The following is an 11,875-nucleotide window of genomic DNA, read 5'->3' on the forward strand; positions in this document are numbered from 1 at the left end:
GACTGACGCACCACGCCTGTCCGTTCGTTTCCCCGCGCGAAAGAGCTGACCTTCCATGGCCCACATCCAGACCGCTCCCCTCCCCGCCGCCGCCCGTCCCGGCCGGCCCCGGCTCCGGGCCGTCGATCCCCACGAGGTCGCCGGTCTCCCCTCGCTCTCGCCGCTCTCCCAGCTTTCCCAGGTGGCGGACCTCCTGCCGCCCGGCGCCACCCTGCTGCCCGCGCCGCAGCACGCGCTGCCGACGCTGCCGGGGCGGCCGCCGATGGTCGGGTACCTCGTGCTCGTCCCGGCCGGCCAGCAGCCGGAGGTCCCCGTGGCCGCCCCCGTCCCCGCCCCGGCCGCCGCGCCGGAGGAGCAGGGTCCGGTGGCCATCGACGGGGTCCGGCGGATCGCCGCCGTGGACGGGGAGGAGCTCGACCTGACTTATCTGGAGTTCGAGCTCCTCGCCCATCTCGTGGCGCACCCGCACCGGGTGCACACCCGCGACCAGTTGGTCACGACGGTGTGGGGGTACGGACACGTCGGCGACGGCCGTACGGTCGACGTGCACGTGGCCCGGCTGCGCCGGAAGCTGGGGGCCGAGCACCGCCACACGATCCAGACCGTGCGGCGGGTCGGCTACAAGTACACGCCCTGATCAGGCGGTTCGGGTGGACCTCGCCTTTATCTTCGCCACCAGGGCGAGGGTGAGGTCCACCGCCAGGAACAGCAGCAGGCTGAGGCCGAGCAGCGGGACGAACCAGCCGACCAGCGCCGTGACCGCCGCGAGCGGCAGCAGCATCGTCACCGGGACCTTGCGCCAGGCCCCGCGCGCCACCGGGCGGCCCGGGCGGCGCTGCCACCACATGCGGTAGCCCCAGAGGATCAGCAGGATCAGGGAGAGCGCGAGGGCGGCCAGGGCCAGCTGGTTGAACAGGCCCAGGAACACGCCGGTGTGCGCGTCGATGCCGATGCGGGTCAGCTTGGCGAGGAGCGGGTAGTCGGCGAAGGCGAGGCGGTCGAGGACCGTGCCGTCCGCCGGGTTCACGGCCGCCGAGTCCAGTTGGAGCGGGAACTGCGTGTCGGTCTCCTTGACCACGTAGCCCTTGCCGTCGGCGGGCAGGACGACCGAGATGCGCGGGCTGTCGATGCCGGCCGCGCGGGCCGCCTCGACCGCCTTGTCGACGCCGATGTCCGGGCCCTGCGGGGTGGTGCCGGTCTGCTCGTGGCCGGCGCCGTGGCCCTCGTGCTCGGAGCCGCCGCCCGCCGCGCCGCCGAGGGTCGCGGTCAGGGTGGGCGTCGCGCCGCCGAGGCCGTCCTGGACGGCGCCGATGTTCTCGCCCGCGTACCGCGACCAGGTCAGGCCCGTCGCGGAGAGCAGGACGAGGCCGGTCACAGCCCAGAGGCCGACCGAGCCATGCCAGGAGAGCGTGCGGCGGCGGGACTTCGGGCCGCCCTCGGGGACGAAGAGCGCGCGACGGTTCTTCCTGCGGCGGCCGAGCCAGAGCAGCAGACCGCCGAGGGCTATCACCCACAGCCAGCTGGCGGCCAGCTCGCTGTAGTTGCGGCCGAGTTCACCGAGGTGCAGGTCGGCGTGGAGCCCGTCGATCCAGGTCCGCAGCGGCAGGGCGCCGGAGCTGCCGAAGCTGGGCAGTTGTCCCCGTACCTCCCCGGTGTAGGGGTCGACGAAGACGGCGAGCGACGTGCCCTCGGGGACGTCGGGGTCGGCCATCAGGACCCGGGTGCTGGCGTCCGGTTCGGCACCGGGCCAGACGGCGGTGACGGTGCCGTTCGGGTTGACCTTGCGGGCGATGTTCACCTGCTGCGAGAGCGGCAGCGTCCGGTCGCCGACGGGGACCTCCAGCTCGTGCGCGTAGATCACCTTCTCGGCCTGGAAGGAGAGCGCGTAGAGCAGGCCGCTGGCGGCGGCCACGAGGAGGAACGGGGCGACGAGGACGCCGGCATAGAAGTGGAGGCGCAGGACGAGGGGGCGCAGGGCGCTCCAGGTGCCGGCCTTGCGGGGGGTGTTCGCCGCGGTGCCGGGGGCGTCCGAGGCGCCGGTGGCTTCGGTGGCTTCGGTGGCTTCGGTGGCTTCGGTGGCTTCCGACGGTGGTGCCTCGGTGGTTTCCGGGCGCGCGGGATCGTCGATGGTCATGACTGTCCGTCCTTGGATTCGACGTGGACAACGGGAGGAGACCCCCGGTGTCAGACGTGTGCTCCGAGGGCCGTGGCGCGGGGTACGGACAACCGGGGCGGGCCGCGCCGGGAGACGGTGTGCGCGAGGACGACGGTGTGGGGACGGTGGGCGTTCCCGCGAGGTCGGCGGACCGGGCCGCGCGGGGCGTCGGGGACGCGCACGCGCGCGAACAGCAGGCGCAGCGGGGTGAACGCGTAGGCCAGGGCGGCCTCGGCGAGCGTGAAGAACGCGGCTTCGCCGTGGGCCAGCCAGAGGCCGCAGAGGAGTGCGGCGAGGAGGTGGACGGCGAGCATGCCGGCGCCGGAGTCCATGGCCATGGGGCTCATGGACATGAGGTCCATGGGTTCCACGGGATCCGTGGAACCCATGGGTCCGCCCGCGGAGCCCATGGGTTGCATGGCGCCCGTGGGGTGCATGGAGCCCAAGGACGGGTGTCCGCCGGTCATGGCATGCGCGTGCGTCGTGGCCTTCGCGTCGCCCACGGCCCCCGCCGCCGGGTGCGCGCCCGTCATGGAGAAGAGCAGGTGCAGCGCGCCCTGGAGGAAGAGCATCGCGCCCGCGATCGTCGGTGCGCCCCGCCGCCGTCCGGCCGCGGCCCACGCAACGACGGCCGTCGCGGCGAAGGCGGCGAGCAGGCCGGGTGCCGGAAGCTGGTGCGCAGACATGGACGAATGCCCCACAGCGGCCAAAGACACGCACACCGCCGCGAAAAGTGCGGCTCGCAGGGCGCGCAGCGGCGACCGGGCATCCGTCATCGCCCGCAATGGTGCCATCCCGCCATCAGGCCGAACAGACCCCCTCCCCTCCCCCGCCGCACCCCCGCCCGCACCGTCTCGTTCCTCCCCCGGCGGAATCCTCCGGGAGCGGAATCCTCTGGCCCCGGCCGCGCCTCCGGGGCACGCTTCGATCATGAGATTGCTGATTCTCGGTGGTACGGAGTTCGTGGGTCGCGCGGTCGTCGAGGCGGCGCTCGGCCGGGGCTGGGAGGTGACGGTCTTCCACCGGGGCCGCCACGCACCCCCGGCCGGAGTCAGGTCCCTGCTCGGTGACCGCACGACCGGTCCGGAAGGGCTCGCCGCTCTCGCGACCGGTTCCTGGGACGCCGTCGTGGACACCTGGTCGGCCGCGCCCTCGGCGGTCCGGGACGCGGCGCGGCTGCTCGCGGACCGGGTCGATCGGTACGCGTACGTGTCGAGCCGCTCCGTCTACTCCTGGCCGCCGGCCGCCGGGCTCACAGAGGACGGCCCGCTGGTGGAGGGTTCGCCGGACGCCGGGGACGTGCCGTACGCGGAAGCCAAGATGGGTGGCGAGCTCGCCGCGACGGCCGCCTTCGGGGCGGAGCGGACGCTGCACGTCCGGGCGGGCCTCATCATCGGCCCGTACGAGAACATCGGCCGGCTCCCCTGGTGGCTGGGCCGGGTGGCGCGCGGCGGGACGGTCCTGGCCCCCGGGCCGAGCACGCTCCCGATCCAGTACGTCGATGCCCGCGACCTCGCCGAGTGGACGCTCGACGCGGTGGCGGCCGGGCTCTCCGGGCCGTACAACCTCGTCTCGCCGCCCGGGCACACGACCATGGGCGAGCTGCTCGACGCCTGTGTGAAGGCGACCGGCTCGGACGCCGAGCTGCGGTGGGCGGAGCCGGAGGCGGTCCTCGCGGCCGGTCTCGAACCCTGGTCGGAGCTGCCCGTGTGGCTGCCGCCGGGCGAGATGTACGACGCGATGCACACGGCCGACGTCTCCCGGGCGGTCGCGACGGGCCTGCGCTGCCGGCCGGTCGAGGAGACGGTCGCGGACACCTGGGCGTGGCTGGAGTCGCTCGGCGGGGTCGCGCCGAAGCGCCCCGACCGGCCGGAGGTCGGGCTCTCCGCGGAGCGGGAGGCGGAGTTCCTCGCGAAGTACGCGCCTGTCGGCGGGGACGAGGGTCACTGACGGGAACGAGAGTCACTGACGGGGACGAGGGTCGCCGACGGGACCAAGAGCGCCTGCGGGGACGAGCGTCCCCCCGCGAGGTCGAGAGGCGCCCGCAAGGTCGAGCGTCCCCCGCAAGGTCGAGGAGCGCCCGCGGGACAAGGGGCGCCGGCGGGGATGCGAGGCGCTGACGAACTGCCACATTTCGGTAGATCCACTACGGTCGACAGCAAAGTGGACGAACCGGAGGAGTCGACGCCCATGCCCGCCATCCCCGCCGTCTCCGTCGCCAACCTCCGTGACCTCGGGGGGCTGCCCCTCGGGGGCGGGCGCGCCGTCCGGTCGGGTCTCGCCTTCCGCTCGGCGCACCTCGACCGGCTCGATCCGGCCGAGCAGGTGGTGGCGGAGCTCGGCATCCGTACGGTCGTCGACCTGCGGACCGAGACCGAGCGCGGCGAGCGCCCCGACCACCTGCCGGCCGGCGCGCGGCTGCTCGTCGCGGACGTGCTCGCCGACCGGCTGGCCGTCAGCGGGCTGCCGCCGGCCGCGCGGCTGAAGGTGCTGCTCTCCGACCCTGCGCTCGCCGAGGAGCACCTCGGCGGGGGCCGGGTGCGGGCGGCCTTCGGCCGCACCTACCGGACCTTCGTGTCCGGCGACGCCGCCCGCCTCGCGTACCGCGCCCTGCTGACCGAGCTGGGCGCGCCCGGCGCCGGGCCCGTGCTCTTCCACTGTTCGGCGGGCAAGGACCGCACGGGGTGGGCGGCGACGGTCGTCCTGTCGCTGCTCGGGGCGGACGAGGAGACGGTGCTGGACGAGTACCTGGCGGTCAATCCGGCGGTGCGGCAGGCGTTCGCGCCGATGATCGAGGGGTTCACGGCCCAGGGCGGGGATCCCCAGCTGGCGCTCGACCTGATCGGGGTCCTGCCGGAGTACCTGGAGGCGGGTCTCGACGAGGTGGCGATCCGGCACGGCTCGATGGAGAAGTACGTACGGGAGGGGCTCGGCGTCCCGGACGAGGTGACGGCGGTGATCCGCGAGCGGTTGACGGTCCATTCGGCCTGAGGCCCACGGGGGCGGGCCCCTGGCCGGGGTGACCATCGGAAGAATCGCTCGTTCTGCTGAACGTGAGCACCCAGGATCTCGACCCCTCGCCCGTGGGCCCCGTCGACGTCGAGCAGGCCGAGGCCGCGCTCGTCGAGCACTATCCGCGCCTCGTGCGCATCGCCTATCTCGTGCTGCCGCCGACGCTCGGCCGCAACCGCCGGGTGCTGACCGCGCACGCGCTCGTGCAGCGTTCGCTGCCGCGCCGCCGGGTGCCGGGTCCCGAGGTCCCGGGGCCGCGGCGCCCCGAGGACGCGGTGGATCCCGGCTACGCGTACGTACGGGGCGAGGTGCTGCGGCAGGCCCTGGTCGCCGGGCTCCCGCTGCGGCGGCGCGCGCTGCCGCGCCGGGCCCAGTTCCCTCCGCTGCTGCCGCAGGTGTGGGGGCTGCGGGTCTTCCCCCGGGTGGGCGGCGCGGACGAACTGGCCCTGGACCAGCGCCTGTCCGCCCTCTCGGGCCCGGGCCGCGCGGCGTACGTGCTCCGCGGCCTGGAGCGCCAGGGCGACCCGGAGGTCCTGCGCGTCCTGGCCGCCGCCGGTGTCACCGACCCGGCGGCGGCCCTGGCGGAGGCGGACGCGGTCGACGCGGCGGAGGACGACCGGCTCGCGGAGGATGACCGGCGCGCGGGAGCCGCCGGGCTCGCGGAGGGCGGCCGCCGCGCGGCCGAGGCGCCCGTGCCGGGGGCCGGTGCCCCGGCCGGCGGCGAGCGCACCCGCCGCCCCGGCGACGGAGCCCGGCAGTCCGGCGAAGACGGGCGCGCCACCGAAGGCGGGCGCACCGCGCGGGTCGGAGAGCAGGGCGGACGGGGCAGGACGGGTGAGCCCCGGCGCCTCGCCGGCGCCTGGAGCGGCGAGGGCGCCGCCTACGACGGTGGACCGGGCAGCGGGCCGGCCGGAGCCCCCGCCGGCGGCGGGGGACCCGGGAGCGGCGGAGGACCCGGCGGAGCCGGGGACGGTGGGCGGTACGGGGGCGGCTCCGGCAGCCCGGGGCCGGCGGGTGGTGTGCCGTTCGCTGGGGTCGGGGAGGCGCGGCGGGGCGGTGGGCGGGTCAGTGGGGCCGCTCTGCTGGAGTCGGCCGAGTTCGATCCCTGTTCCCTGCAGGCCCGGCCGACCGACCTGTTGCGGCGGCGGCAGCACGGGCGGGCCGCGCTCGTCGCCGTCGCCGCGCTCGTCGTCTGCGGGACCCTGCTCGGGCTGCCCGGGGACGGCTGGGGCAGAAACGGTGCTGCCGCGCCCTCGTACGCCCGGAACCCGGCCGCCGAGGCCGCCCTCGATCCCGGTGCCGTCAAGCGCGTGCCGCCCACCGCCTGGCCGGGGTCCACGCGTCAGGACTTCTCGGTCTGGCCCGCGCGCGGCGGTCTCACCGCGGACCGGGCGCTGCTGCGGCGGGCGCTCGCCGTGTGGGCGCGGCCGGGCCTCACCGTGCGGTCGTCGGCGACGCCCGGGACGCCCGTCGGGCCTCCGATGGGGCCGCCGCAGCTGCTGTTCGCGGGCCTGGTGGACGGCGCCCGGGTGGTGCTGTTCCACGACGGGCTGCGGGCCGTGCGGTACGCGGAGCCGGTGGCGGGCGCGGGCGGCGCGGCGCTGGACTTCGCGCGGACGGACGCGGCCGACGCCGTGGGTTCGGCAGCCCTCGTCGTCTCCCGCGCCTCGGGCAACGTCCGCTATCTGACGGCTCCCTGGGTACGGGAGACGGCCGTACGGGACCTGCTCGCGCCCGCGAAGGAGCCGTGGCCGCTGGCCCGGGACGCGCAGGGGGTGACCGAGCCCGTGCCGAGCCCCGCGCAGGCGAAGGAGTGCGAGCGGTGGAACGGCCTCCAGGTGCGGGACGGGTCGGGCACGCGGCTCCTCTCCGACCTGGGCGAGCTGGCGCCCGCCCGGCTGCTGTGGGGGCCGCCGGACGCACCGGTGGACGTGACGGAGAAGGAGTCCCTGGAGGCGTGGGCGCGGACGGCCTGCCGGCTGCAGGCGGTGCGGGCGCACGGCGTGCGGTCCGTGAATGCCTGGCGGTTCGCGCGGCAGCAGCTGCCCGAGGGCGCCGGGCACGCCGCCTGGGTGTGCACGCGCGCGGAGACCTGGCGCGGCACCGGCGCCCGCGTCCTCGCCCAGTTCCTCGTACCGTCACCGAAGGTGCCGGCGGCGCTCGCCGCCCGGTCCGAGGGCTCGCCCGCGTGCGGGGTGCGGGATCCCCGGGTCCTGGCGGGCGTACTGTGGCAGGCGCCGGGCGGCGGTTGGTACGTCCTGGCGGCGGGCAGTCCGGACTTCGCCTCCCTGGAGACCTCGGGCGGGGTGAAGGGCCGCGTGGACGGCCCGGTCCTGACGGTGAAGGCGAAGGCGGGGGCGCGGGCCGACCTGGACGGGACCCTGCGCGACGGCACGCGGGTGGCCTCGCTGCGGTGAGCGACCGGGACGCGAGCTGACGCCAAGCGGCGTCCCGGCGGGGCCCGTACCGGCAAATAGGCGGCGCGCAGGCCTGTTCCAGCGCCTTACCCCTCAGTACATTGACGTCATGTCTAATACGCAGCCTGCCCCGGTGGCGTCGGAGCACGTCGAACTCAAGGCCCGCAAGGTCTCCTTCGACTGGGAGGAAACCCCGCTCCACTGGGTCCCCGGCGACCCCTTCACCACGCACACGATCAATGTGCTGCACCTGCTGCTCCCGGCGGGCGAGCGGTGGTTCGTGCACGTCTACCAGCAGGCCCTGCCGTACATCACCGACGACCGGCTGCGCGAGGACGTCATCGGCTTCATCGGCCAGGAGGCCGTCCACTCCCAGGCCCACGACGACGTCCTCCCCCACCTGAAGAAGCTGGGCCTCGACCCCACCCCGTACACCGCGCAGGTCGACTGGTTCTTCGAGAAGCTGCTCGGGGACCGGACCCTGCCGCCGGGCCGGCCGCGCCGCTGGTGGCTGATGGAGCGGGTCGCGATGATCGCCGCCATCGAGCACTACACGGCCTTCCTCGGCAACTGGATCCTCAACGCCGAGGAGCTCGACCGGGTCGGCGCCGACCCCACCATGCTCGACCTGCTGCGCTGGCACGGCGCGGAGGAGGTCGAGCACCGCTCGGTCGCCTTCGAGCTCTTCATGCACCTCGACGGCGGCTACCGGCGCCGCGCCCGCACCTGGGCGCTCGGCCTGGGCGCGCTCCTCTTCCTCTGGCAGCGGGGCGTCCGCTTCTTCATGGAGAACGACCCGAGCCTGCTCGACGGCAAGGCCTCCTTCGGCCAGTTCTACCGCAAGGGCCGGCAGGGCGTGCTGCCCTCCACCCCGGCCATGCTGCGCTCCATACCCCGCTACATGAGCCGCGCCTACCACCCCTCCCAGGAGGGCGACACCGCGCAGGCGCTGGCCTACCTCGCCTCCTCCCCCGGCGCCAACGGAGGCCGCTGATGCCCCGGTTCACCACCGTCGCCCTGGCCGCCGGGGCCGCACTGCTCGTCCGCCACGCCGTCCGCAGCCGGATGTCCACGGCCCCGCTGTGGCCGCTGCCCGCCCTCGACGTGCCCGTGTCCGGATACGGCCGGGGCAGCACGGTCCCCCGCCGGGTCCTCGTGACCGGGCGCGCCACCCCCGCCGAGGGCGTCGTCGAACTACGCCTGGAAGGTGCCGGATTGCCCGCGTGGCAGCCGGGCGCCCATGTCGACCTCGTCCTGCCGTCCGGGCTCGTGCGGCAGTACTCGCTCTGCGGCGACCCGGCCGACACCGGTGCGTACACCGTCGCGACGCGGCTGATCGAGGACGGCCGGGGCGGTTCGCGCGAGGTGCACGAGCAGCTCCACGAGGGCACGGAGGTCGAGATCCGCGGCCCCCGCAACCGCTTCCCGCTGATCGGCGCCCCCGCCTACGTCTTCGTCGCCGGCGGCATCGGCATCACCCCGGTCCTGCCGATGGTGCGCGCCGCCGAGGCGGCCGGGGCGGACTGGCGGCTCCTGTACTGCGGCCGGAGCCGGGCCACGATGCCGTACCTCGACGAGGTCGAGCGGCTCGGGGGCGAGCGAAGCGAGATGGGGGTCCCCCCGGCCGAAGGCTGGGGGAGCGTCACGGTCGTCGCCGAGGACGAAACCGGCTTCCCCGCCCTGGACTTCCTCGCGCACGTCCCCGCCGAGACGGCGGTCTACTGCTGCGGGCCCGACGGCCTGATGGACGCGGTCGGCGCGGCGATGCCCGAGGGCCGGGCCCCGCGCCTGGAGCGCTTCTCCGCCGCCGCTCCGGCCGGCGGCACCGCCTTCGAGGTCGAGCTGCGCCGCTCCGGCCGTACGGTGACGGTGGCGGCCGACCGGACGGTGCTCGAAGTGGTCCGCGAGGAGGTGCCCGGCCTCATGTACTCCTGCCGGCAGGGCTTCTGCGGCACGTGCCGGCAGTCGGTCCTGGAGGGGGAGGTCGACCACCGGGACGAGCTGCTCACCGACGCGGAGCGGAACGGCTCGATGCTGATCTGCGTCTCGCGCTGCACGGGGAAGCGGCTCGTCCTGGACCTGTGACCCGCCGGGGCCTGCCCGACAGGCCCTACGGGAGGATCAGCCAGTCGAAGGCGAGGGCGGCGAGCAGCCCGCTCACCAGGAGCCAGGTGGCAAGCCGCGTACGGCCGTTGCGGGAGAGCTCGATGACGACGCCGCAGAGGATCATCGCGAGGCCGTACACCCCGACGACGAGGACGGACGTACGGCTCGCGAGGCGGATCACCAGGACCACGGCGAGGGCGACGAGGAGGACGGAGGCGGCGGCGACGCGCAGCCTTCGCGCCTGCTTGGGGGTGAGGCCGCCCATCGCGGGGGCTTCGTCCGCCTCATGGGCGTCGTCGGCGTCATCCGCCTCATCGGCGTCGTCGGCCGCTTCGGTGTCTTCGGTGTCTTCCGCCTCTTCGGCGGCCTCTTCGGTGTCCGCGTCGGCGGCCTCGACCGCGGTCTCGTCGTGCTCAGGAGCCTCGGCGGCCTCGGGGGCCTCCGGGGCCTCGACTGCCTTGGTGTCCTGGTCGGAAGCGCTCATGGACCAGGAGCGTAACGGACCCCGTTAGGCTGTTCGTATGACGACCGGGGTACGCCGCAGGATGGGCGTCGAGGAGCGCAAGCAGCAGCTGATCGGGGTGGCCCTCGAACTCTTCAGCCACCGCTCTCCCGACGAGGTGTCCATCGACGAGATCGCCGCGGCCGCGGGGATCTCGCGACCGCTGGTCTACCACTACTTCCCCGGCAAGCAGAGCCTCTACGAGGCGGCGCTGCGGCGGGCGGCCGACGAGCTGGCGGCACGGTTCGTGGAGCCGCCGCGGGGGCCGCTGGGGGCGCGCCTGCTGCGGGTGATGGGCCGCTTCTTCGACTTCGTGGACGATCACGGACCGGGTTTCGCCGCACTGATGCGGGGCGGCCCCGCGGTGGGTTCCTCCACGACGAACGCGATGATCGACGAGGTGCGCCAGGCCGCGTACGAGCAGATCCTCGCCCACCTGAAGGTCGAGAAGCCCTCGGCCCGGCTCGAACTGGTCGTCCGCTCCTGGGTGTCGCTCGCCGAGTCGACGGCCCTGCTCTGGCTGGACGGCCGCCGGGTCCCGCGCGCGGAGCTGGAGTTGCAGCTGGTGCACGACTTCGGGGCGCTGGCCGCGGTGTCGGCCGCGTACGACGAGGAGATGGCGGGGATCCTGGTCGGTCTCCTCGCCGACGAGCCGGCCGACGGTCCCTTCGGGGATCTGGTGGCCCGGCTCGTCGCGCTCGTGCCCTCGGCCGGAACGGCGCCCGCCGTGCCCGATCAGCGCTTGCGGTAGGACGATTCGAGGTCGCGGATCTCGACGGAGAGCCGGACGTTCTCGGTGGCCTTGACGTACGTCGGCAGCAGGTCGAGGACGGCCTGCGAGAGCCGCGCCTTGGTGTCGTCCGTGCGGCCGGAGAGCAGGGCGATCTCGACGTGCACGATGACGTCCTCGGTGGCGCCGTCGCCGACGACGGTCTCCTCGACCTCCCGGAAGCGGGTCTTACAGGCGTCCAGCTTGGTGTCCACGGCCTCGACGACGAGCGGGTGCAGGGCGAGCGCGAAGCCGCGCCGGTCGAGGGGCGCGGAGTAGTCCACGGTGATCTGCGGCATGAGGGTCACTCCCGGCCAGAGGGTACGGATGTCGGATGTCTGGCCACACCATTACGGTGATCGTCATGACGACACAAGTGACCTTCCGGCAGGCGGACGACGGCGATCTGGACCTTCTGGTGGGGCTGTTCGACGGGGCGGCCGCCTGGATGGTGCAGAACGGGATCGACCAGTGGAAACCGGGCGGGAAGAGCGCCGGGCACTTCCGGGCGCGGATCGCCGGGGGCGAGGTGTGGCTGGCGTCCAGCGGGGACCGGGTCGTCGGCGCGTACGAGCTGTGGTGGGAGGACAGGGAGGTCTGGGGGCCGCAGCCGCCGGTGGCGGGTTACGTGCACCGGCTGATGACCGACCGGGAGGCGGCGCCCGCAGGCGCCGGGCGGGTGCTGCTCGCGCACGCGGAGGAGCGGATCGCCGCCTCGGGCCGGACGCTGGCCCGGTTGGACTGCGAGACGCGCAACCCGCGCCTGGGGACGTACTACGAGGGCGCCGGGTACACGGCCCTCGCCCCGCTCCTGGAGAAGGTCGGTCCCGACGGCCGCCGGTACACGGTGACGCTGATGGAGAAGTCCCTGGCGTGACGCCGCGCTCATGGCGAAGGCCCCGGCGTGACAGGGA

At 74.7% G+C, this 11,875-nt stretch carries 12 protein-coding genes; 8 read left to right on the forward strand and 4 right to left on the reverse strand.

The features are described from left to right. Positions 1-55: 55 nt before the first annotated feature. Positions 56-637 (forward strand): winged helix-turn-helix domain-containing protein, encoded by a 582-nt coding sequence (locus tag IE124_RS08090; protein ID WP_189506263.1) that lies wholly within the window; start codon positions 56-58, stop codon positions 635-637. Here IE124_RS08090 and IE124_RS08095 read toward each other — a convergent pair whose 3' ends face one another. Both IE124_RS08095 and IE124_RS08100 read right to left on the reverse strand, forming a co-directional pair. Further along, positions 638-2,134: a PepSY-associated TM helix domain-containing protein gene (locus tag IE124_RS08095; protein WP_189506265.1), complete on the reverse strand. Its 1,497-nt coding sequence runs from the start codon at positions 2,132-2,134 to the stop codon at positions 638-640. A 50-nt stretch (positions 2,135-2,184) separates the two neighbouring features. Then, positions 2,185-2,841: a hypothetical protein gene (locus IE124_RS08100; RefSeq protein ID WP_229832255.1), complete on the reverse strand. Its 657-nt coding sequence runs from the start codon at positions 2,839-2,841 to the stop codon at positions 2,185-2,187. A gap of 244 nt (positions 2,842-3,085) precedes the next feature. On the opposite strand from IE124_RS08100, the gene IE124_RS08105 reads away from it, so the two are divergent. The 5 genes from IE124_RS08105 (at position 3,086) to IE124_RS08125 (ending at position 9,669) form a co-directional block, all read left to right on the forward strand. Continuing rightward, a complete protein-coding gene (locus IE124_RS08105) occupies positions 3,086-4,105 on the forward strand; it encodes an NAD-dependent epimerase/dehydratase family protein (protein ID WP_189506269.1) in 1,020 nt (339 codons plus the stop codon). A gap of 240 nt (positions 4,106-4,345) precedes the next feature. Beyond that, positions 4,346-5,146 carry a tyrosine-protein phosphatase gene (locus IE124_RS08110; protein ID WP_189506272.1) on the forward strand — a complete coding sequence of 267 codons (801 nt, stop codon included), beginning with the start codon at positions 4,346-4,348 and terminating at the stop codon, positions 5,144-5,146. 62 nt (positions 5,147-5,208) lie between these two features. Further along, complete coding sequence (locus tag IE124_RS08115; protein WP_189506274.1) at positions 5,209-7,584, forward strand: hypothetical protein; 2,376 nt, start codon at positions 5,209-5,211, stop codon at positions 7,582-7,584. 109 nt (positions 7,585-7,693) lie between these two features. Further along, positions 7,694-8,578 (forward strand): metal-dependent hydrolase, encoded by an 885-nt coding sequence (locus IE124_RS08120; protein WP_189506276.1) that lies wholly within the window; start codon positions 7,694-7,696, stop codon positions 8,576-8,578. Continuing rightward, positions 8,578-9,669, forward strand: coding sequence for a PDR/VanB family oxidoreductase (locus IE124_RS08125; RefSeq protein ID WP_189506278.1), 1,092 nt, complete (start codon positions 8,578-8,580; stop codon positions 9,667-9,669). Before IE124_RS08120 ends, IE124_RS08125 begins: the two co-directional genes overlap by 1 nt. A 25-nt stretch (positions 9,670-9,694) precedes the next feature. Here the strand turns inward: IE124_RS08125 and IE124_RS08130 are convergent, their stop codons facing one another. Then, positions 9,695-10,174 carry a hypothetical protein gene (locus IE124_RS08130; RefSeq protein WP_189506280.1) on the reverse strand — a complete coding sequence of 160 codons (480 nt, stop codon included), beginning with the start codon at positions 10,172-10,174 and terminating at the stop codon, positions 9,695-9,697. 37 nt (positions 10,175-10,211) lie between these two features. Here IE124_RS08130 and IE124_RS08135 point away from each other — a divergent pair, with 37 nt between their 5' ends. Continuing rightward, positions 10,212-10,943, forward strand: a complete 732-nt coding sequence (locus IE124_RS08135; protein ID WP_189506282.1) for a TetR/AcrR family transcriptional regulator — start codon at positions 10,212-10,214, stop codon at positions 10,941-10,943. Here the strand turns inward: IE124_RS08135 and IE124_RS08140 are convergent. Then, complete coding sequence (locus IE124_RS08140) at positions 10,928-11,260, reverse strand: 5-carboxymethyl-2-hydroxymuconate Delta-isomerase (protein WP_189506284.1); 333 nt, start codon at positions 11,258-11,260, stop codon at positions 10,928-10,930. The two genes, IE124_RS08135 and IE124_RS08140, sit on opposite strands and share 16 nt — an antisense overlap. A 65-nt stretch (positions 11,261-11,325) precedes the next feature. On the opposite strand from IE124_RS08140, the gene IE124_RS08145 reads away from it, so the two are divergent. Beyond that, positions 11,326-11,838 carry a GNAT family N-acetyltransferase gene (locus IE124_RS08145; RefSeq protein ID WP_229832257.1) on the forward strand — a complete coding sequence of 171 codons (513 nt, stop codon included), beginning with the start codon at positions 11,326-11,328 and terminating at the stop codon, positions 11,836-11,838. The last annotated feature ends 37 nt before the right edge of the window (positions 11,839-11,875 follow it).

The organism is Streptomyces narbonensis (assembly GCF_014649015.1).
GTDB classification, from domain to species: domain Bacteria; phylum Actinomycetota; class Actinomycetes; order Streptomycetales; family Streptomycetaceae; genus Streptomyces; species Streptomyces narbonensis.

Bases quoted from the DNA above. Each gene is read 5' to 3' on its own strand.
- IE124_RS08090 (WP_189506263.1), top strand. From the start codon at position 56: ATGGCCCACATCCAGACCGCTCCCCTCCCCGCCGCCGCCCGTCCCGGC.
- IE124_RS08095 (WP_189506265.1), bottom strand. From the start codon at position 2,134: ATGACCATCGACGATCCCGCGCGCCCGGAAACCACCGAGGCACCACCG.
- IE124_RS08100 (WP_229832255.1), bottom strand. From the start codon at position 2,841: ATGTCTGCGCACCAGCTTCCGGCACCCGGCCTGCTCGCCGCCTTCGCC.
- IE124_RS08105 (WP_189506269.1), top strand. From the start codon at position 3,086: ATGAGATTGCTGATTCTCGGTGGTACGGAGTTCGTGGGTCGCGCGGTC.
- IE124_RS08110 (WP_189506272.1), top strand. From the start codon at position 4,346: ATGCCCGCCATCCCCGCCGTCTCCGTCGCCAACCTCCGTGACCTCGGG.
- IE124_RS08120 (WP_189506276.1), top strand. From the start codon at position 7,694: ATGTCTAATACGCAGCCTGCCCCGGTGGCGTCGGAGCACGTCGAACTC.
- IE124_RS08125 (WP_189506278.1), top strand. From the start codon at position 8,578: ATGCCCCGGTTCACCACCGTCGCCCTGGCCGCCGGGGCCGCACTGCTC.
- IE124_RS08130 (WP_189506280.1), bottom strand. From the start codon at position 10,174: ATGAGCGCTTCCGACCAGGACACCAAGGCAGTCGAGGCCCCGGAGGCC.
- IE124_RS08135 (WP_189506282.1), top strand. From the start codon at position 10,212: ATGACGACCGGGGTACGCCGCAGGATGGGCGTCGAGGAGCGCAAGCAG.
- IE124_RS08140 (WP_189506284.1), bottom strand. From the start codon at position 11,260: ATGCCGCAGATCACCGTGGACTACTCCGCGCCCCTCGACCGGCGCGGC.
- IE124_RS08145 (WP_229832257.1), top strand. From the start codon at position 11,326: ATGACGACACAAGTGACCTTCCGGCAGGCGGACGACGGCGATCTGGAC.